This window comes from Paraburkholderia sp. BR10937, assembly GCF_040965695.1.
In the GTDB taxonomy this organism is placed as follows: domain Bacteria; phylum Pseudomonadota; class Gammaproteobacteria; order Burkholderiales; family Burkholderiaceae; genus Paraburkholderia.
In genome coordinates, this window is the sequence record NZ_JBFRCL010000062.1 from 1 (window position 1) to 19,345 (window position 19,345).

At 64.8% G+C, this 19,345-nt stretch carries 17 protein-coding genes; 4 read left to right on the forward strand and 13 right to left on the reverse strand.

All coding sequences use genetic code 11. The features are described from left to right. Nucleotides 1–1,236: methyl-accepting chemotaxis protein (locus AB4Y44_RS34700; RefSeq protein ID WP_368702059.1), on the forward strand; the 1,236-nt coding region annotated here is incomplete at its 5' end. Nucleotides 1,237–1,322: 86 nt separating this feature from the next. Here the strand turns inward: AB4Y44_RS34700 and AB4Y44_RS34705 are convergent. From AB4Y44_RS34705 to AB4Y44_RS34720, 4 genes are all read right to left on the reverse strand, one after another. Next, entirely contained in the window at nucleotides 1,323–2,141 is an 819-nt protein-coding gene (locus tag AB4Y44_RS34705) for an ABC transporter permease subunit (RefSeq protein WP_342921327.1), read from the reverse strand. Next, a complete protein-coding gene (locus AB4Y44_RS34710; protein ID WP_368702060.1) occupies nucleotides 2,138–3,073 on the reverse strand; it encodes an ABC transporter permease subunit in 936 nt (311 codons plus the stop codon). Before AB4Y44_RS34710 ends, AB4Y44_RS34705 begins: the two co-directional genes overlap by 4 nt. After that, nucleotides 3,070–4,233, reverse strand: a complete 1,164-nt coding sequence (locus AB4Y44_RS34715; protein WP_368702079.1) for an ABC transporter ATP-binding protein — start codon at nucleotides 4,231–4,233, stop codon at nucleotides 3,070–3,072. Before AB4Y44_RS34715 ends, AB4Y44_RS34710 begins: the two co-directional genes overlap by 4 nt. 120 nt (nucleotides 4,234–4,353) lie before the next feature. Further along, nucleotides 4,354–5,454, reverse strand: a complete 1,101-nt coding sequence (locus tag AB4Y44_RS34720) for a polyamine ABC transporter substrate-binding protein (protein ID WP_133186742.1) — start codon at nucleotides 5,452–5,454, stop codon at nucleotides 4,354–4,356. Between the two features lie 469 nt (nucleotides 5,455–5,923). On the opposite strand from AB4Y44_RS34720, the gene AB4Y44_RS34725 reads away from it, so the two are divergent. After that, nucleotides 5,924–6,127: a DUF1289 domain-containing protein gene (locus AB4Y44_RS34725; protein ID WP_069265662.1), complete on the forward strand. Its 204-nt coding sequence runs from the start codon at nucleotides 5,924–5,926 to the stop codon at nucleotides 6,125–6,127. A 59-nt stretch (nucleotides 6,128–6,186) separates the two neighbouring features. Here the strand turns inward: AB4Y44_RS34725 and AB4Y44_RS34730 are convergent, their stop codons facing one another. From AB4Y44_RS34730 to AB4Y44_RS34750, 5 genes are all read right to left on the reverse strand, one after another. Next, a complete protein-coding gene (locus tag AB4Y44_RS34730) occupies nucleotides 6,187–6,786 on the reverse strand; it encodes an OmpW family outer membrane protein (protein ID WP_342921422.1) in 600 nt (199 codons plus the stop codon). A gap of 126 nt (nucleotides 6,787–6,912) precedes the next feature. Next, nucleotides 6,913–8,103: a nitronate monooxygenase family protein gene (locus AB4Y44_RS34735; protein ID WP_342921329.1), complete on the reverse strand. Its 1,191-nt coding sequence runs from the start codon at nucleotides 8,101–8,103 to the stop codon at nucleotides 6,913–6,915. A gap of 165 nt (nucleotides 8,104–8,268) precedes the next feature. Further along, nucleotides 8,269–9,702 (reverse strand): aldehyde dehydrogenase family protein, encoded by a 1,434-nt coding sequence (locus tag AB4Y44_RS34740; protein ID WP_368702061.1) that lies wholly within the window; start codon nucleotides 9,700–9,702, stop codon nucleotides 8,269–8,271. Nucleotides 9,703–9,928: 226 nt separating this feature from the next. Next, entirely contained in the window at nucleotides 9,929–11,521 is a 1,593-nt protein-coding gene (locus AB4Y44_RS34745; RefSeq protein ID WP_368702062.1) for an ABC-F family ATPase, read from the reverse strand. Between the two features lie 198 nt (nucleotides 11,522–11,719). Then, nucleotides 11,720–12,619: an NAD(P)-dependent oxidoreductase gene (locus AB4Y44_RS34750; protein ID WP_368702063.1), complete on the reverse strand. Its 900-nt coding sequence runs from the start codon at nucleotides 12,617–12,619 to the stop codon at nucleotides 11,720–11,722. A 188-nt stretch (nucleotides 12,620–12,807) separates the two neighbouring features. Between AB4Y44_RS34750 and AB4Y44_RS34755 the strand changes: the two genes are divergently transcribed. Further along, nucleotides 12,808–13,017, forward strand: coding sequence for a dodecin (locus AB4Y44_RS34755; RefSeq protein WP_133186728.1), 210 nt, complete (start codon nucleotides 12,808–12,810; stop codon nucleotides 13,015–13,017). Nucleotides 13,018–13,167: 150 nt separating this feature from the next. Here AB4Y44_RS34755 and AB4Y44_RS34760 read toward each other — a convergent pair whose 3' ends face one another. The 4 genes from AB4Y44_RS34760 to AB4Y44_RS34775 form a co-directional block, all read right to left on the reverse strand. Then, nucleotides 13,168–14,253, reverse strand: coding sequence for a BMP family ABC transporter substrate-binding protein (locus tag AB4Y44_RS34760; RefSeq protein WP_368702064.1), 1,086 nt, complete (start codon nucleotides 14,251–14,253; stop codon nucleotides 13,168–13,170). A 91-nt stretch (nucleotides 14,254–14,344) separates the two neighbouring features. Next, nucleotides 14,345–15,274, reverse strand: coding sequence for an ABC transporter permease (locus tag AB4Y44_RS34765; protein ID WP_342921334.1), 930 nt, complete (start codon nucleotides 15,272–15,274; stop codon nucleotides 14,345–14,347). Nucleotides 15,275–15,313: 39 nt separating this feature from the next. Next, nucleotides 15,314–16,420 (reverse strand): ABC transporter permease, encoded by a 1,107-nt coding sequence (locus AB4Y44_RS34770; RefSeq protein WP_342921335.1) that lies wholly within the window; start codon nucleotides 16,418–16,420, stop codon nucleotides 15,314–15,316. Nucleotides 16,421–16,486: 66 nt separating this feature from the next. Further along, the gene (locus tag AB4Y44_RS34775) at nucleotides 16,487–18,115 is read right to left on the reverse strand and encodes an ABC transporter ATP-binding protein (protein ID WP_368702065.1); all 1,629 of its coding nucleotides are present in this window, start codon (nucleotides 18,113–18,115) and stop codon (nucleotides 16,487–16,489) included. Between the two features lie 254 nt (nucleotides 18,116–18,369). Between AB4Y44_RS34775 and AB4Y44_RS34780 the strand changes: the two genes are divergently transcribed. Then, nucleotides 18,370–19,302, forward strand: a complete 933-nt coding sequence (locus AB4Y44_RS34780; protein WP_133186718.1) for a LysR substrate-binding domain-containing protein — start codon at nucleotides 18,370–18,372, stop codon at nucleotides 19,300–19,302. Nucleotides 19,303–19,345: the final 43 nt, after the last annotated feature.

Here is a 19,345-nt window from a genome sequence, read left to right on the forward strand (position 1 = left end):
TCGGCAGCCCACACCCTCGCCGGCAACCATCAGATCGCCACGGCGGCCCGCGCCATGCGAGAGCTGAGCACCGGCACCGCCGCCACCGTGCAGCAGTCGCAGCAGACCATCGAGGAGTCGCTCGCCGACATTCACGGTCTCGTGGAGAGCGTCACCGTCATCGAGACGCAGATCCGGGCGCTCAAAAGCGCGCTCGCGCATGTCTCGAAGGTCTCCGAGGAAATCTCCCTGATCGCGCGGCAAACCCAGCTTCTCGCGCTCAACGCGGCCATCGAAGCGGCGCGCGCGGGCGAGTCCGGCAAGAGCTTCGCCGTGGTCGCGGCCGAGGTGAAAAACCTCTCCGCCAAGACGGCGCAGGCCACCGGCCAGATCGAGCAGACGCTCGGACAACTCACGCAGCAGACCGAGCAACTCATCGCCGAGGGCACCGCCAACACCGAACGCGCGCATCGCGTGCGCGAGGGCACGCACACGATCGGCGAGGCCGTGCACAGCACCGGCCAGGCGATCATGCAACTCGACGAGCACGCCGGCCAGATCGCCCAGCTCACGGGCGAGATCGAAACGAAATGCGACGGGCTCGAAAGCCAGGTGGGCGAAATGGTCGCGGGCGTCGAAGATTCGGGGCGCAACTTCGTGCAGGCGAAGGATCAGCTCGGCAAGCTGCTCGAGGTCTCGGAAACGCTCATCGAGCTGTCCGCCGCAACCGGCGTGGAAACCGACGACACCCGCTTCATCGAGACAGTGCAGCGCGCCGCCGCCCAGGTGAGCAAGCTGTTCGAAGGCGCGCTGGCGCGCGGCGAGATCGGCGAAGCGGATCTGTTCGACAGCGTCTACACCCCCGTGCCGAATACGAACCCGCAGCAGCATTTGACGCGCTTCACCGCCTTCACCGACCGTGTGCTGCCCCCGATCCTCGAACCGCTGCTCGCGTTCGACGAACGCGTCGCCTTCTGCGTCGCGATCGATCCGCGCGGCTACATACCGACCCACAATCGCAAGTTCTCGCATCCGCAGGGCGCCGACCCGGTGTGGAATGCCGCGAACTGCCGCAATCATCGAATATTCAGCGACCGCGCGGGCCGCGCCGCCGGTTCGCACACCAAGCCGTTCCTGCTGCAAACCTACCGTCGCGACATGGGTGGCGGCACGTTCGTGATGATGAAGGACGCCTCCGCGCCGATCTTCGTGAACGGTCGGCACTGGGGAGGTTTTCGCATGGGATACCGGCTGTAAGGACTACGCTGCAAAAAAGCAAAACGGCGCGCGGACATGGCTGCCCGCGCGCCGTTTGTTGCATGCGCTTCGAAGCGCGACGGCACTCAGACCGCCATCGCCGTCCGTTTGCGCTCTGCGCGCTGCATGAAGTAGTTGCCGGCGATCACGCCCACCGTCACGACGGCGATGAAGAGCGTCGCGAGAGCGTTCATCTCCGGGTTCAGGCCCAGGCGCACGCGCGAGAACACCACGAGCGGCAAGGTGGTCGAGCCCGGGCCGGAAAGAAACGCCGAGAGCACCAGATCGTCGATCGACAGCGTAAACGACAACAGCCAGCCCGCCGCAAGCGCCTGCGAGATGAGCGGCAGCGTGATCTGGAAGAACACCTTGAACGGCGTTGCGCCAAGATCCAGCGCCGCCTCTTCGAGCGACGGGTTCAGCTCGCGCACGCGCGACTGCACGATGATGGCGACGTACGAAATGCACAGCATGACGTGGCCGATCCAGATCGTGAACACGCCGCGCCCCGCGGGCCAGCCGATCAGCTTGCCCATTTCCACGAACAGGAGCAGCAGCGAAATGCCCTGGATCACTTCGGGAATCACGAGCGGCGCGTTGATCATGCCCGAGAAGAGCGTGAAGCCGCGAAAGCGCCCCATGCGCGCGAGCACGAAGCCCGCCCACGTGCCGATGAACACCGAGGCGAACGCCGTCATCAGCGCGATGCGCAGCGAGAGCCACGCGGCGGTGATCAGTTCGTCGTCGGTGATGAGCGCCTGATACCAGCGCGTGGAAAAGCGCGTCCACACCGTGACGAGTTGCGACTCGTTGAACGAGTAGACGACCAGGCTCAGGATCGGAATGTAGAGGAACGCGAAGCCGAGGCCGAGCGCGATGAACTGCAGAACGCGATTCGGTTTCATTTGCCGCGGCCCTCCAGTTCCTTCGCCTGATAGTGCTGGAACAGCGCCATCGGCACGAGCAACAGCAGCACCATCGCGCAGGTCACGGCGGAGGCCATCGGCCAGTCGGCATTGTCGAAGAACTCGTTCCACATGACGCGGCCGATCATCAGCGTGTTCGCGCCGCCGAGCAGCTCGGGAATCACGTACTCGCCCACCGCCGGAATGAACACGAGCAGGCAGCCGGCGATGACGCCGTTCTTCGAGAGCGGCAGCGTGATCTCCACGAACGCGCGCCACGGCTTCGCACCGAGATCGTAGGCGGCTTCGAGCAGCGTGAGGTCCATCTTCACGAGGTGCGCGTAGAGCGGCATCACGAGAAACGGCAGATACGAATACACCATGCCGATATAGACCGCCGTGTTCGTGTGATACAGCTCAATGGGCGAATGAATGACGCCGATCGACATCAGGAAATTGTTCAGCAGTCCGTTGTTCTTCAGGATGCCGATCCATGCGTACACGCGGATCAGGAACGACGTCCAGAACGGCAGCATCACGGCCATCATGAGGATGTTGCGCGAGGCCGGATTCGAGCGCGCGATGTAATACGCCATCGGATAGCCGATGAAGAGGCATAGCAGCGTCGAAATCGCCGCCACCACGACCGAATTCACATAGGTCGCGAAGTACAGGCTGTCCTGGAACAGGAACGCGTAGTGCGAAAGGTCGAGCGAGATATGCCAGATGCCATCCGCGAACGACATCAGCTCCGTGTACGGCGGAATGCCGAGCTGCTGGTCGGCGAAGCTGATCTTCACCACCAGGATGAACGGCACGAGGAAGAACAGCAGCAACCAGATGAACGGGCCCGCCACGACGGCCGTGCGCCCGGTCAGGTTGAAGCGCTTCGCCGGCCAGTTCAGGATGCTGCGGAGAGTCGTCGCGCTCATGACGTCAGCACCACACCGGCCGATGCGCTCCAGCGCACGTAGACTTCGTCTTCCCAGGTGGGGGAGTCGATTTCGGAGAGCGCGAGGCTCGACATGTTCGCGATCACCGTTTTGCCCGAGTCGAGCTTGACGTGGTACAGCGAGTAGCCGCCCATGTAGGCGATGTTCTTGACCACGCCCTTGCCCCAGTTGAACACGCCCTCGGGCGGCTTGCGCGTGAGCGAGATGCGCTCCGGGCGCACCGAGATCGTCACGGGCATGCCGAGCGGACCGGTAATGCCGTGATTCACGTAGAGACGCACCGGCAACTCGGCGCACTCGACGAACACGTGATCGGGCTCGTCCTCGACCACGTTGCCATCGAAAAGATTGGTCGAGCCGATGAACTCCGCCGAAAAGCGGCTGTTCGGGAATTCGTACACCTGGTTGGGCGTGCCGAGCTGGACAATCTCGCCTTCGCTCATCACCGCGAGGCGCCCCGCCATCGTCATCGCTTCTTCCTGGTCGTGCGTGACCATGATGCAGGTGACGCCGACCTTGTCGAGGATGTTGACGAGTTCGATTTGCGTGCGCTGGCGAATCTGCTTGTCGAGCGCCGACATCGGCTCGTCGAGCAGGAGCAGCTTCGGGCGCTTCACGAGCGAGCGCGCGAGCGCCACGCGCTGCTGCTGGCCGCCCGAGAGCTGGTGCGGCTTGCGCCTGGCAAAGCGCGTCATCTGCACGAGTTCGAGCGCGTTGGCTACTCGGTCCTTCAGTTCGCCCTTCTTCACGCCTTCCTGGCGCAGCCCGAACCCGACGTTCGACTCCACCGTCATGTGCGGAAAGAGCGCGTACGACTGGAACATCATGTTGACCGGACGGCGGTAAGGCGGCATCGACGCGAGATCCTCGCCGTCGATCAGGATCTTGCCCGACGTCACGGTCTCGAGACCCGCGAGCATGCGCAGCAAGGTGGACTTGCCGCAGCCCGAGCTGCCGAGCAGCGCGAACAGCTCGCCCTTCTTCACCGACAGATTGACGCCCTTGACGGCTGTCGTCTCGCCGAACTTCTTGACGACATCGACGATCTGCACGAAGTTGTCCGCGGCCGAATCTACCGCGGTGAAGCCCGAAGGCAGCGAACCGACGGATGCCGGCGCGCTCGACTGGTCACTCATGATTCTCTCTGCCCTGCCTGTTTCTGCGTGAATGCTGGACGGGGTTGACGAACAAAGCCCCCGGCATCGTGCCGAGGGCTCGGGGTAAAACGGGATCGGATTTCAACCGCGGCTGTGACCGCGTCAGCGGCCCGACTTGAACTCGGTCCACAGACGCGTCTGCAGACGTTGGATCTCGGGCGGCAGCGGCTTGAGCAGGAACAGCGTCTTCAGGACTTCGGGCGGCGGGTACACGGCCGGGTCGTTGGCGATGTCCTTATCCACGTACTTGCGCGCTTCCGCGTTCGCGCTCGGGTAGTAGACCGCGTTCGTGATCGCTGCGTGGACCTGCGGCGTCTCGATATAGTTGATCCACTCGTGCGCGGCTTCCTTGTGCTGCGCATCCTTCGGGATGGTCATCACGTCAAACCAGATCGGCGCGCCGCCCTTCGGGATGTAGTACTCGATCTTGTAGGGCTTCTTCGCGTCGATGGCGCGGTGCTTGGCGATCACGACGTCGCCCGACCAGCCGTACGCGAAGCAGATGTCGCCGCCCACGAGGTCGTTGATGTAGCCCGACGAGTTGAACTGCGTGATGTACGGGCGGATCTTCTTCATCATCGCGAGCGCCGCGCGATAATCGTCCGGATTCGTCGAGAGCGGGTCCTTGCCGATGTAGTGCAGCGCGGCTGCGAACATCTGGTCCGGCGCGTCGAGCACGGACACGCCGCAGGCCTTCAGCTTCGAGATGTTCTCGGGCTTGAAGAGGATGTCCCAGTTGTCGAGCGGCACGTTCTTGCCGAGGATCTGCTGCGCCTTCGTGACGTTATAGGCGAGACCCGTCGTGCCGTACGCCCAGGGCACCGCGTACTTGTTGCCCGGATCCGCGCCGGCGACGAGCGCCATCAGCTGCGGATCGAGGTACTTGAGGTTAGGGATCTTCGACTTGTCGAGCGGCGCAAAAATGCCGGCGGCGATCTGCTTGCCCGCGTAATTGCTGGTCGGCACGACGATGTCGTAGCCCGAGTTGCCAGCGAGCAGCTTGGCCTGGAGCGTGTCGTCGCTGTCGTAGTTGTCGTACTTGACCTGAACGCCGGTCTGCTTGGTGAAGTTCGGAATCGTGTCCTTGGCGATGTAATCGGACCAGTTGTACACGTTCAGCTGCGTGTCCTTCGCCACCGACGTCATCCACGGCGCCGCGCACAGTGCGAGCGCGGCCAGTTGCGCCACAACCCCTTTCTTCATCCCGTTCTCCGATCCTGACCGGCTCCGGCCGGCTGCCTGCCTCGCTTCGTGCCGTGCTTCGTGTCACCTGCGCACGGCTCCCCTGACTTCCCCAGAACCTACCATCAAACCCGCCCGGCAAGAAATAAAACGCGGGCGTGTCGCGCAAACGGAACATGGGCCCTGGAAGGCCGGCAAGCCGTGCGCGGACGGTAAATCGCGCGCAATTTTAGCCGTTTCACGGGCCGTGTCCACAAAAAACCGCTTCGATGGCGCATGCGCGCGACGCCCGGCTGCCAGTGGGACGCGGCGCCGCCCTCCACCTTGCTATCGGCTTGCAGCGGCCTGGCCGATTCATCACGCATCGTGCGTCGCCGCCGCTCGCCTGGAAGGACGGGCGGCCGCCTCGCGCCGTATCGGTTAACATAGCGGCGTTTCGTACCGAAGCCGGCGCGCGCGACGCCCGGCAGCCACGCCCCAAGGTTCTTCAATGGCATCCAATCTTCACGACCTCCCCGACAGCCCGTGCATCGGTGTGTGCTCGACACTCTTTGACGACGTCTGCAAAGGCTGCGGACGGACCGCCGTGGAAGTCTCCAACTGGGTTTTTCTCAGCGACGAGGAAAAGCGCGCCGTGTGGGAGCGCATCGAGCGCGACGGCACCGCCATGCGCTTCCAGAAGGACCGCGCCTGAACGCGGATAAAAAACGCCGGGCAAGCCGGCGTTAGAAGAAGCGATGGTCAGGCGATCGATCAGAACTTCATGCCGACGCCCAGACCCACCACGAGCGGATCGATATGCAATGTGCCGAGCGACGTGCCACCCATCGACGCGTCAGTGTGCATCCAGATCTTCTTGATATCCGCGTTCACGAAGATGCGCTTCGTCACCTGGAAGTCGATACCGAACTGCAGCGCCGGACCCCAACTGTGGTTGTCGATCGAAACCGACTGGCCGCCCGCGTGCAGACCGTTGTTGTAGAACAGCGTGTAGTTGATGCCCGCGCCCACGTACGGCCGCACCCTGCCCGCGTTGTTGAAGTGATACTGCAGCAGCAACGTAGGCGGCAGCACGCCCACGCCGCCAAGTGCGCCGATATTCGAGGTCACCTGGTTGCGCGACGTACCGAGAATCAGCTCGACGCCGATGTTGTTGGTCGCCATGTAGGTGAAGTCGAGCTCGGGCACGATGGCGTTGTTCACGTCGGCACCAATCGCGCCGAGCGTACCGTTCCCACGCGCGTCCGGCGCGATCTCGATTGCGCGCAGGCGCACCAGCCAGTCGCCCGCGTAAATGCCCGAGTCGGGAGAACCGGCCGCGCTGGCCGGCACCGCCAGGAAGGCCGCGCCCATGGTGAGCGCGGCAGCGGCTGCTGCCTTTCTAATTGCTTGATACATCGTCAATCCCCGTGTCTGTAGGTCTAGCCTTGAAGGCCTACAAATTGTCAGAGACGGGGTCTGGCGCCGTTTTGATACGTATCAAGCCAGTGCGAACGCTGCGCGTTGTGCGACCGCAGGTCGCGCAACGCCGGTCAGCAGCAACTCCAGCAGGTCGCGGACGCTGCGGATCGCATTGCCGAACGGCAACGCTTCACGGCCGCGGAAGAACAGGCCGTTTGCGACGTCGCCCCGCAACGCCGCAGCGAGGCGCGTGTCGATGCAGAAGTGGCCGAACTTCTCGATGCCGTCGCGCAGCCCGCAGGCCGAAAGACATTCGAGACCGGTTGGGCAAGCAAGCTTGAGCGAGCCGATCTTGGTGCGAATGCGCGACTCGTTGCGCAGGTAACGTTCGAGCCACGGCGTTTTCACCGCGCGTGCGGGCAGGCCCGTCACGCTCACGAACTCGACGATGTCTTCAGGCTTCGCGTCGGCGAGCACGCGCTTGAAGTCGGGGTGCGCGTCGCCCTCCTCGGTCACCGCGAACGGCGTGCCGACCTGCACCCCGTTCGCGCCCGCCTCGAGCCATTTGCGCACGGCTTCGTGGCTGTTCACGCCGCCCGCCACGACGAGCGGCACGTCGCGCCGCGAAATGCCGAGCGTGGCATAGACGCCTTCGAGTTCCTCGAAGATCTGCGTGAAGGCGAAGCGCTCGTTGCCCATGTCGGCGATGTCGGTCACGCCGAGGTGGCCGCCCGCGTAGGCAGGATGCTCGATCACGATGGCGTCGGGCAGGCGGCCCTTCTTCATCCACTTCTTGAGCACGAGCGCGACGCCGCGTGCGTCGGACAGGATCGGCACGAGCGCGATGTCCACGCCCGCCGTGAGATCGGGCAGATCGAGCGGCAAACCGGCGCCCATGACGATGGCGTCGGCGCCTTGCTCACAGGCGGTGCGCACGTAGTCGGCATGGGCGTTCACCGCCTTCATGACGTTCACGGCGATCATGCCGTTGCCGCCGGCAAGCTTGCGTGCCGCCGCTATCTCGCGGCCGAGCGCAATGAGGTTGGCGCGAGCGAGCGTTTCGTGCCGCGGGTCCGCGCGGCACATGTCCATCAGATCGCTGTGATGATGGCGCAGGTCGATGCTCGCGATCGTGCCGAGCGCGCCTTCACGCGCCACACTGCCAGCCAGCCGGTGTGCCGAGATGCCGACACCCATGCCGCCCTGCACGACGGGCAGGAGTTGACGACCGCGAATCTGGAGCGGAGCGAAGGAGTGTCCAGGAAACATGTTGTGCTCTGTCGATGACAAAGCGCTTATGGTCGCGCGTGCCCCACATATGACATTGATGCACATCAAACAAAAACGCGGACTTCTGTAAAGAAACCCGCGTTTATGATTTGCATCAACACGTCGCATTAAAAGATTTGCGATAGCGCGCGACGAGATGCCTCATCAGCCCTTCGGCACCTTGAACTGCATCGACTTGTATTCCAGGTACTCCTCGAGGCCATATGCGCCGTTTTCGCGGCCGTGTCCCGACTGCTTGAAGCCGCCGAAGGGCGCGGCCATGTTCCAGGCGCCGCCGTTGATGTCGATCTGGCCCGTACGGATGCGGCGCGCCACGCGCATTGCGCGCTCGTCGCTGCCGGCCCAGACCGCGCCGCCAAGGCCGTAGAGCGAGTCGTTGGCGATCGCCACGGCGTCGTCTTCGTCCTTGGCCGTGAGGATCGTCAGCACCGGGCCGAAGATCTCTTCCTGCGCGATGGCGGCGTCGCGCGGCACGCGGCCGAACACGGTCGGCTTCACGAAGAAGCCCTGCGTCACGCCTTCGGGCATGCCGGGGCCGCCCGTCACGAGCTCGGCGCCGTCGGCCATGCCGCGCTCGATGTAGTGCAGTACGCGCTCCTGCTGCACTTTCGAGGCGAGCGGGCCGAGCTTCGCTTTCTCGTCGCGCGGATCGCCCACCCTGAACGCTTCGGCAGCCTGCTTCGCGAGGTCGCGCGCTTCTTCGTAGCGCGACTCCGGCACGATCATGCGGGTGTGGGCCGAGCAGGTCTGCCCCGAGTTGAGGAAGCACGCGCCCACCGTGCCTTTCACGGCGGCCGCGAAGTCGGCGTCGTCTAGCACGACGGCGGCCGACTTCCCGCCCAGCTCCAGCGCGACGCGCTTGACCGTGGCCGACGCGACTTCGGACACGCGTTTGCCCGCCCGCGTCGAGCCGGTGAACGACACCATGTCGACGTCCGGATGGCGCGCGAGCAGCTCGCCCACCACCGGCCCATAGCCCGTCACGAGATTGAACACGCCCGCGGGCAGGCCGGCTTCGTGGATGGCCTCGGCGAGCACGAATGCGTTGAGCGGCGCGACCTCGGAGGGCTTGAGCACAACGGTGCAGCCGGCGGCGAGCGCGGCGGCGACTTTGAGCGTGATCTGGTTGAGCGGATAGTTCCACGGCGTGATGGCCGCGACGACGCCCACCGGTTCGCGCACGACGAGCGAGTTGCCCACGCGCTCCTCGTACTGGAACTCGCTGGCGAGCTGCGCGTAAGCGCCCCAGTTGTAGACCGGACCGCCCACCTGAATGGCGCGCGCGAGCTTGAGCGGCATGCCCACTTCGCCTGCGATCAGCTGCGCGAGTTCGTCGGTACGGGCCTTGAGGCTGTCGGCGATTTTTTGCAGATACGCCCCGCGCTCGGCGGCGGGCGTCGCGGCCCAGCTGTCGAAGGCGGCGCGCGCGGCGGCGACTGCGGCTTCGGCGTCCGCTTCGATGCCCTCGGGGATGCGGCCCATCACCGCCTCGGTGCCCGAGTCGATCACGTCGATCGTGCCCTTGCCGTGCGGGGCGACCCATTGGCCGCTGATGTAGAACTGCGTGTAGTCGTTCATCTACTCGTCTCCTGTCTGTCGATGGCAGTTAGCGCTTGAGCGCATACTGCCATTCCATGCAAAGCTCTGTGCGTCTTGTCCACGCATATTCGCGCTGCGCCGCGGCGATTCTGCATTCTAGCGTGGTTGACGCAAACGTAAAGCAAACCTGCAGCGGCCAAAAACAAAACGGGCGACGCTCACGCGCCGCCCGTTTTCATCTCACGCTTCGATCAGCGACCGAAACTCACTGCAGTCCCTGGCTGACCAGGAAGTCTTCGTAGTTGCCGCTGTAGTCCTTGACCGTGCCATCGGTTTTTATCTCGATGATGCGGTTGGCGAGGCCGTTCACGAACTCGCGGTCGTGCGACACGAAAACGAGCGTGCCTTCGAACTTCTCGAGCGCAATCTGCAGCGACTCGATCGACTCCATGTCCATGTGGTTAGTGGGCTCGTCCATCAGCAGCACGTTGTGGCGGCCGAGCATCAGCTTGCCCCAGATCATGCGGCCCTTCTCGCCGCCCGACAGCACCTTGACCGACTTCTTGATGTCATCGGCATTGAAGAGCAGACGCCCCAGCGTGCCGCGCACCGACTGCTCGTCGTCGCCCTCCTGGCGGTACTGGTCGATCCAGTCCATCAACGTGACGTCGGCCGGGAACTCTTCGTACGTGTCCTGCGGCATGTAGCCCACGTTCGCATTCTCCGCCCACTTCACCGAGCCGCTATCGACGGCCAGGTTGCCGAGCAGCGAGCGCAGCAGCGTGGTCTTGCCCGCGCCGTTCTCGCCGATGATCGCGATGCGCTCGCCCGGCTGCACGCTGATGCTGAGCTTGTTGAAGATGCGGCGCTCGTACGTCTTCGTGATCTCTTCCGCGACCACGACGATGTTGTGCAGCTTCTTCTCGAACTCGAAGCGGATGAACGGGTTCTGGCGCGACGAGGGCTTGAATTCCTCGATCTTGATCTTGTCGATCATCTTCAGGCGGCTGGTGGCCTGGCGTGCCTTCGACTTGTTCGCCGAGAAGCGGCGCACAAAGTCCTGCAGGTCGGCCACGCGCTCCTTCGCCTTCTGGTTCGCGGCCTGCTGACGCTCGCGCGCCTGCGCCGAAGCGAGCATGTAGTCGTCGTAGTTGCCCGGCCAGACCTTCAGCGTCCCGTAGTCCATGTCCGCCATGTGCGTGCAGACCTGGTTCAGGAAGTGTCGATCGTGGGAGATGATGATCATGGTCGAGTTGTACTCGTTCAGAACATCTTCCAGCCAGCGGATCGAATTGATGTCGAGGTTGTTGGTCGGTTCGTCGAGCAGCAGCACGTCCGGCTTCGAGAACAGCGCCTGCGCGAGCAGCACGCGCAGCTTCCAGCCCGGCGCCACGCCGCTCATCGGGCCGTTGTGGAACTCCGTGCCGATGCCGATGCCGAGCAGCAGTTCGCCCGCGCGCGCTTCGGCCGTGTAGCCGTCGTACTCGGCGAACTTCGCTTCGAGTTCGGCGGCGTGCATGTAGTCGTCGTCGGTGGCTTCGGGGTTCGCGTAGATCGCGTCGCGCTCGGTCATCGCGGCCCACATTTCGGTGTGGCCCATCATGACGACGTCGAGCACGCGCACGTCTTCGTACGCGAACTGGTCCTGGCGCAGCTTGCCCAGACGCACGTTCGGCTCGAGGATGACGTTGCCCGAACTCTGTTCGAGATCCCCACCGAGGATCTTCATGAACGTGGATTTACCGCAACCGTTCGCGCCGATCAGGCCATAGCGGTTGCCTTCGCCGAATTTGACCGAGATGTTCTCGAACAAGGGCTTCGGCCCGAATTGCATGGTGATGTTGGCGGTAGAGAGCACAGCGCGTCCCGGAAAGTAGATCGACGAAAAACCTGTAATTTTAGCAGGTTATGCCACTTCGCGCGCGAGTTCCAGCCGCGCGGACAGCCCTGCTCCGCGCAGCATGACACGGCAAGAAGTGAGCAATGTGAAGGCCGCCATGCGCGCCGGTTACAACGGGGCCGCATCGCCCGCGAGGCCGGCGGGTGCCTGATCAGGTCACGCTTCGCCGCTGCGCGGTGTCTGCAGCACGTCGATGAAGCCCGAAAAATCGGCCTGCGCGAGGCCCATGGCTGCCGCCAGACGCAGCAATTGCTGGACCGTGCCCGAGACGGGCATGGGCGTGCCGGTCTGCGCGGCCGCGGCGGCGATCGTGTCCACGTCTTTCTGGAACGTCTTGAGTGCGCCGATGGATTCGAGCCCGCCTTGCGTCATGCGCGGCACGAACGTGCGCAGCAGCGTCGAATCGGCCCAGCCGCCCGCGAGCGCGTCGGGCAGCTTCGCCGCATCGATGCCGCTGCGCCGCGCGAGGCTCACCGCTTCGGCAATCGCGGCCACCGTGGCCGTGACGATGGCCTGGTTGCACAACTTGGTGGTCTGACCCGCACCCACGCCACCCATATGGGTCACGCGTGCCGCGTAGGCGCCAAGGATCGGCGTGATGGCTTCGACGTCGGCCGTGGCGCCACCCGCCATGATCGCCAGCGTGCCGTTCTGCGCGCCCGCCACGCCGCCCGAAACCGGCGCGTCGACCCAACCCACGCCGAGCGCCGCGGCGCGCTCCGCGAGCCTGCGCGTCGCGTCGGGAGAAATGCTCGAATGATCGACGATGCGGCGCACGCGCAGGCTCGCGCCGGGCGTACCGGCCAGGAGCCCGTGCTCGCCGAACACCACCTGCTCGACCGCCGCCGCGTCGGCGACGCACAGCAGCACCACGTCGGCCTCGCGCGCGAGTTCATCGGGCGTCGCGGCCACTTGCGCGCCATCGGCGATCAGCGCCTGCGCCTTCGCCGGGGAGCGGTTCCACACGCGCACGGCGTGCCCGGCGCGCAGCAAATGACGGATCATCGGCGCGCCCATCAGCCCCGGTCCGCAAAAACCCAATACCTGCCCGTCCATCTTCTCCGCCTCCTGTCGATCGCCGTTGCGCTTTCACGCCCGTAAAACGGGCACGTCGAATGCTCGTTTTCGCGCGAGGCGCCATGATAACTGGCGCCGCGCTTCTCCCATCTTTGCCCTTGCGCCCCGGTCCGTTACCTATACTCGATTGACGCGCCGACGCTGCGCGACCACGAGGAGACACTGCCATGAACGACCACGTTTACAAGCAGATCGAACTTACCGGCTCATCCAAGGTGTCCAGCGACGACGCCATTCGTTGCGCCATCGCACGGGCGTCGAAGACGCTGCGTTTCCTGCACTGGTTCGAGGTCGTGGAAACGCGCGGCCTGATCGAAAACGATCAGGTTTCGCACTGGCAGGTCACGATCAAGGTCGGCATACGCATCGACGACTGACGCGGCGCTGCGTTGCGCTGCTAGAAAGTCGAACGGCTGCGCGCGCCTCTCAGCGCTACACGCAGCCGTTTCGCGTACGTACGTCGGAATCGTACGAAGAATGCACTCGCGCCCGCGCCGTATAAGGCGGCGCGAGCGCGCGGTTCATGCCTACTTCGGCAGCGAGCCGTCCACGCCTTCGACGTACCAGTTCAGGCGTTGCAGTTCCGGGTCGGTCAACGTCTTGCCGGCCGGAATCTTGACCGTGCCCGTCTGATCCTTGATCGGGCCCGTGAAGACGTCCCACTTGCCGCCCGCGATCTGTTCGCGCTTCGCGGCGACGGCCTTTTGCGCGTCGGCCGAAAGCTCGGACGTGTTGACGTCGCCGAGATCCACGGCCTTTTGCGGAATGCCCCACCACACGGGGTCGTTCTTCCACTTGCCATCGAGCACCTGCTGGATCGCCGCGACGTAGTACACGCCCCAGTTCGCCTCGACCGAGCCCAGGTGTGCGTGCGGGCCGAACTTCTTCATGTTCGAATCCCAGCCGAACGCGTGGACCTTCTTCTCTTCGGCGGTGGCGAGCGTGGCGCTCGAATCGGTGTTTTGCAGCAGCACGTCGGCGCCCTGGCCGATCAGCGTTTCGGCGGCCTGCTTCTCCTTGCCCGGATCGAACCAGCTGTTGATCCAGATGACCTTGGTATGCACCTTCGGATTCACCGAGCGCGCGCCGAGCGTGTACGCGTTGATGTTGCGCACGACCTCGGGAATCGGCACCGAGGCGACGAAACCGAGCGTGTTCGTCTTTGTCGCGTAACCGGCCGCGACGCCCGCGAGATACGCGCCTTGATACATGCGCACGTCATAGGTGCCGAAGTTCGGCGCCTTCTTGTAGCCCGTTGCGTGCAGGAACACGGTGTCCGGGAAGTCCTTTGCCACCTTGAGCTGAAAGTCCTGATAACCGAAGCTCGTGCCGAAGATGATCTTGTTGCCCTTGTTCGCAAGGTCGCGGAACACGCGCTCCGAGTCCGCCGACTCCGGCACGTTTTCCACGCGCGTGATCTTGATCTTGTTGCCGAACTTCTGCTCGGCGACCTTCGAGCCCTGATCGTGCGCGAAGGTCCAGCCGGCATCGCCCGGATTGCCGAGATAGACGAACGCGACGCCCGGCACGTCGGCGGCATGGGCCGCGGGCGCGAGGGCCGCCGTGCCGCACGTGGCGGCGACGGCGAAAGCGGTCAGGACGGTTTTTTTCATCGTGGATCTCCTGTCGTGAATGGGGAACTGCGAGCGTTCAAGGCGTGTTGGTTAGCATTCCGGATAAATGGCGCTGCCTGGGCGGCCCCGTCTAGGCGGCCCCAAAGAACGGCTTGCCGAGCGAAGCTGGCGCGTTCAGGCGGATCGTGTTCGGGTTGCGCGAGATGAGTACGAGCACGACGATTGTCGCGACGTACGGCAGCATGGCGAGGAACTGCGTGGGCACCGGCACGCCCACGGCCTGCGCATAGAACTGCGCGCCCGTGACCGCGCCGAAGAGCAGCGCGCCGATCAGGAGGCGCCCCGGGCGCCACGTCGCGAACACGACGAGCGCGAGCGCGATCCAGCCGCGCCCTGCCGTGATCTGCTCCTGCCACAGATGCAGCTGCACCACCGAGTAGTAGCTGCCCGCGAGGCCCGCCATCGCGCCGCCGAAGGCCGTCGCGCCATAGCGCACGCCGATCACGGGAAAGCCCACCGAGTGCGCGACCTGCGGCGACTCACCCACCGAGCGCAGCACGAGCCCGGCGCGCGTGCGATAGAGGAACCAGCCGACTACGGCGAACATGATGAACGCGAGGTAGTCGACAGGCGTGAGGCTGAAGAACGCCTGCCCGACCACGGGCAGTTGCGACAGCCCCGGAATCGGCCAGTTCGCGATGGTCGCCGAGGTGGCGGCCGAGGTGTACGGCTTGCCCACATACGCCGAGAGCCCGACACCGAAGATCGTGAGCGAGAGGCCCGTGGCGACCTGGTTGGCGAGCATGGTGAGCACGAGAAAGCCGAACAGCAACGACATCACGATGCCGGCGGCCATGCCCGCCACGAGGCCGAGCCATGGGTTGCCGGTAATGGTCGTGACCGCGTAGCCCGTGACGGCGCCCATCAGCATCATGCCTTCGACGCCGAGGTTGAGCACACCCGACTTCTCGGTGACGAGTTCGCCCACGCCCGCGAACATGAGCGGAATGGCGGCGGTGACGGCGCTCGAGGCGAGCGAGCTGGCTTGCTGGATATCCATGTCGTGTGGCCCGTTTGATTGTTCTCTGGATTGCGCTGGTCAGTTCGCAACCGCGACCGGATGACGGCGGCGCACGCGATAGTTCACGAAGAGGTCTGCGCCGAGCAGGCAGAACAGCAGCAGCCCCTGGAACACGCCGGAAAGCGCCTGCGGCAACTGCAGCGATGTCTGCACGGCTTCGCCGCCCAGGTAGAGCAGCGCCATCAGGAGGCTCGCGAGCACGATGCCGACCGGATGCAGACGCCCCACGAACACGACGATGATCGCCGTGAAGCCGTAGCCCGGCGACCACGTCGCTTGCAGCTGGCCGATCGGGCCGGCAATCTCGCCCATGCCCGCGAGGCCCGCGAGGCCGCCGGAAAGCAGCAGCGAGGTCCAGATCGTCTTTCTCTCCGAGAAGCCCGCATAGCGCGCAGCGAGCGGTGCGAGACCGCCCACGCTCATGCGATAGCCCGCGAAGCTGCGGCGCATGAAGAGCCAGACGAGCGGAATGGCCGCGAGCGTCAGGAAGATCGATGCGTTCAAACGCGTGCCGCGCAGCCAGTGGATGCGCCAGTCGCCGCCGAAGGTCGGATAGAGCGCGTCGCCACTGAACATTTCGGAGAGCGGAAAGTTCATGCCCTGCGGGTCGCGCCACGGACCGCTCACGAGCCAGATCAGCAACTGCGTGGCGACGTAGGTGAGCATCAGGCTCGTGAGGATCTCGTTGGTGTTGAAGCGGCTCTTGAGCCACGCGGGAATCGCCGCCCACGCCATGCCGCCCAGCACGCCCGCGAACATCATCAGGAAGAGGATCCACCAGCCGGTCGATTGATCGAAATAGATCGCCACGCCGCTCGCCGCGATGCCGCCCAGCACCATTTGCCCTTCCGCGCCGATGTTCCACACGTTGGCGCGATATCCCGCCGCGAGACCGAGCGCGATCAGGCATAGCGGCGAGGCCTTGAGCAGGAGCTCGGACCAGCCGTTGATGCTCGACAGCGGTTCGATGAAGAACGCGTGCATCGCCTGCAAGGGATCGCGGCCCACGAGGCCGAAGATCAGGAAGCCGATGGCGAGCGTGAGCAGCGCCGCAATGAGCGGCACGGCGATGCGCACCGTGCGCGACGGCGTCGTGCGGGCTTCGAGTCGGTATGGGAAGATCATGGTCGTGAAGTCGCTGGTCGGTCTCGGGTGGTCGATGTGCTTGCGCGTGTTGTTATAGGTCGCCGATCATGCGTTCGCCACGGTCTGCGCGGGCGGCTCGCCGTCGGGCCGGCCGCCGCCGTCGCCGCGATCCGCGCGCTCGCCGAAGAGCCCCGCCATCCAGCGGCCGATTTCCTCGGCGTTCGTCTCGCCCGTCAAACGCGCGGGCGAAAGGCGTCCGCCCGCGAGCACGGCAATGCGGTCGCAAATGTCGAAAAGCTCTTCCAGTTCTTCCGAGATCACGAGTATCGCCACGCCGCGCGCCGAAAGATCGAGCAACTGCTGGCGAATGAATGCAGCCGCACCCACGTCCACGCCCCAGGTTGGCTGCGCGACCACGAGCACCTTCGGCGCCTGGAGAATTTCGCGCCCCACGATGTACTTCTGCAGATTGCCGCCCGAGAGGCTCTGCGCGAGCGCATCCGGGCCGCCGCAGCGCACATCGAACGCGCCGATGCAGCGCTCGGCGAACGCGCGCATCGCACCCGTCCTGAGCCACCCGGAGCGCACCATGCCTTCGCGGTGCGCCGTGAGCAAGGCATTTTCGGCAAGCGACATGGCCGGGACCGCGCCGCGCCCGAGGCGCTCCTCCGGCACGAACGCGAAGCCGAGCTTGCGGCGCGCCCCGGCCGAAAGGCGTCCCGCGGGCTTGCCGCAAATCCTGACGGCATCGGCGCTCACCCCGTAACGGGCCGCTTGCGCCTCGCCCGAGAGCGCGGCGAGCAGTTCCGCCTGGCCGTTGCCCGAGACGCCGGCGATACCGAGTATCTCGCCCGCATGCACGCTGAACGACACGTCGTTCAGCGAGGTGCCGAACGGATCGTCGCTCGGCATCGACAGATGCTGCGCTTCGAGCAGCACGTCGCCGGGCGCGTGCGCGCGCCGCGTGTAGTCGGGCAGTTCGCGCCCGACCATCAGCCGCGCGAGCGACGCATGCGTTTCTTCGCGCGGAATGACGCGGCCCGTGACCTTGCCGCCGCGCAGCACGGTGGCCGTGTCGCAAAGCTCCTGGATCTCGTCGAGCTTGTGGCTGATATAAAGAATGCTGCAGCCTTCGGAAGCGAGACGCCGCAGCGTGCCGAACAGCTTGCGCACCGCTTGCGGCGTGAGCACCGAAGTCGGTTCGTCCATGATCAACAGACGCGGATTCTGCAGCAGGCAGCGCACGATCTCCACGCGCTGACGCTCGCCCACCGTGAGGCTATGCACATGGCGCTGCGGATCGACATCGAGGCCGTATTGCGCCGATACCTCGCGAATGCGCTTGCCGAGCGTTTTCAGGTCGAACGGTTCGTCGAGCGAGAGCGCGATGTTCTCGCCGACGGTAAGCGTTTCGAACAACGAAAAATGCTGGAACACCATGCCGATGCCGAGCTTGCGCGCCGCAGCCGGACTCGCGATTTCGACGGCCTGGCCTTCCCAGCGAATCTCGCCCGCGTCGGGTCGCACCGCGCCGTAGACGATCTTCATGAGCGTGCTCTTGCCCGCGCCGTTCTCGCCGAGCAAGGCGTGGATTTCGCCTGGCGCGACCGAGAGCGTGACGTCGTCGTTCGCGCGCACCGCCGGGTACTGCTTCGTGATGCCGGCAAGCGCGAGGCGCGGCACGCCGCTGCCGTTTTGCGCAAGCGTTGCCTGACGTGAAGAAGAATCACCCATGGAGGTTCCGCCGTTGTACGTTATTGCTGTCCGATAACCGTTTGATGCTGGCCGCCGCGCGCCGCCGTGCGGGGGTGACGATACCTGTTAGCCCTGCGAAGGTCGAGCCGCCAAAAATCGCTGTTGCCTCGCTGCACGGGCGATTCCGCGCGGGCCTCGGGGTTAGCCTCGCTTGACGCCACTTTTTGTCCATATTAAAAACGATATACCCCTAAGCCTCATCGATCAGCCAGAACATATAATTCGGAGAATTCATGAGTCAGCAACGCGAGGCGATCGACACATACCTCTTGCGCGTCTTGCACACGCTTCTGATGGAGCGCAGCGTGACACGCGCGGCCGTCAAGCTCAATCAGTCCCAGCCCGCAATCAGCGCGGCGCTGCGCCGTCTGCGCGACATCACCGGCGACCCCCTCCTCGTGCGCGGCAAGTCCGGCATGGTGCCGACCGAGTACGGCCTGCGCCTGCTCGAACCCGTCCAGAACGCGCTGCGCGAGATCGAGCGGATCCGCTTCCAGCAGCACAATTTCGATCCGGCCACCTCCATCCGCTGCTATCGGATTGGCTGTCCTGACTATCTGAACGTCCTGTTCGTGCCGACCGTCGTCGAGCGCTTCCGCCTGGCCGCGCCCAACGCCACGCTCGAGTTTCACTCGCTCGGGCCTGCGTTCGACTACGAGCTCGCGCTCGAGGAAGGCAAGCTCGATATCGTCATCGGCAACTGGCCCGAGCCGCCCGAACAGCTGCACCTCTCGAACCTGTTCGTCGACCAGATCGTCTGCCTGATGAGCAACACACACCCGTTCGCCAAGCGCGGCGGGCTCACGCTCGACCAGTATCTGAACGCACCGCATCTCGCGCCCACGCCGTACTCCGTGGGCCAGCGCGGCGCCATCGATGTGCACCTCGCGCGCGAACGCCTCAAGCGCCACGTGGTCGTCACGCTGCCCTACTTCAATCTCGCGCCCTACGTGCTCGTGAAGTCGGACCTGGTCTTCACGACCACGCGCCTGTTCGCCGACCACTATGCGCGCTTCCTGCCGCTCACGGTCGTGCCCGCGCCGCTCGACTTCCCGCCGATGCAGTACTACCAGTTGTGGCACGAACGCTGTCATTACTCGGACGAAGTACGCTGGTTGCGCAGCCTCATCGCCGAAGCGACGAAGACGCTGATCGACAAGCCTTGAACAGCACGGCCGCACGCTGCTGCGGCCGCCTGACCTTTCTATA